The 1,101-nt window shown below is 49.2% G+C and carries 1 rRNA gene; it reads left to right on the top strand.

The features are described 5' to 3' along the window. Positions 1–1,054 (top strand): 16S ribosomal RNA (locus FN817_RS22940); the annotation flags it as partial. Positions 1,055–1,101 lie beyond the last annotated feature (47 nt).

Raw genomic sequence — 1,101 nt, 5'->3', positions numbered from 1 at the left:
GTAGCTGAAGGTACTATACGAATAAGCACCGGCTAACTCCGTGCCAGCAGCCGCGGTAATACGGAGGGTGCAAGCGTTATCCGGATTTATTGGGTTTAAAGGGTCCGTAGGCGGATCTGTAAGTCAGTGGTGAAATCTCACAGCTTAACTGTGAAACTGCCATTGATACTGCAGGTCTTGAGTGTTATTGAAGTAGCTGGAATAAGTAGTGTAGCGGTGAAATGCATAGATATTACTTAGAACACCAATTGCGAAGGCAGGTTACTAAGCAACAACTGACGCTGATGGACGAAAGCGTGGGGAGCGAACAGGATTAGATACCCTGGTAGTCCACGCCGTAAACGATGCTAACTCGTTTTTGGGCTTTCGGGTTCAGAGACTAAGCGAAAGTGATAAGTTAGCCACCTGGGGAGTACGTTCGCAAGAATGAAACTCAAAGGAATTGACGGGGGCCCGCACAAGCGGTGGATTATGTGGTTTAATTCGATGATACGCGAGGAACCTTACCAAGGCTTAAATGGGAAATGACAGGTTTAGAAATAGACTTTTCTTCGGACATTTTTCAAGGTGCTGCATGGTTGTCGTCAGCTCGTGCCGTGAGGTGTTAGGTTAAGTCCTGCAACGAGCGCAACCCCTGTCACTAGTTGCCATCATTAAGTTGGGGACTCTAGTGAGACTGCCTACGCAAGTAGAGAGGAAGGTGGGGATGACGTCAAATCATCACGGCCCTTACGCCTTGGGCCACACACGTAATACAATGGCCGGTACAGAGGGCAGCTACACAGCGATGTGATGCAAATCTCGAAAGCCGGTCTCAGTTCGGATTGGAGTCTGCAACTCGACTCTATGAAGCTGGAATCGCTAGTAATCGCGCATCAGCCATGGCGCGGTGAATACGTTCCCGGGCCTTGTACACACCGCCCGTCAAGCCATGGAAGTCTGGGGTACCTGAAGTCGGTGACCGTAACAGGAGCTGCCTAGGGTAAAACAGGTAACTAGGGCTAAGTCGTAACAAGGTAGCCGTACCGGAAGGTGCGGCTGGAACATCTCATTTTAGAGCGTCTTTAAGACGATAAACAAAATTAGTATCGCAAGATACAA

Source organism: Chryseobacterium rhizoplanae, assembly GCF_900182655.1.
Taxonomy (GTDB): Bacteria; Bacteroidota; Bacteroidia; order Flavobacteriales; family Weeksellaceae; genus Chryseobacterium; species Chryseobacterium rhizoplanae.
The sequence above is the reverse complement of the archived record's forward strand: the minus strand, read 5'-3'. Positions and strand labels throughout refer to the sequence as shown.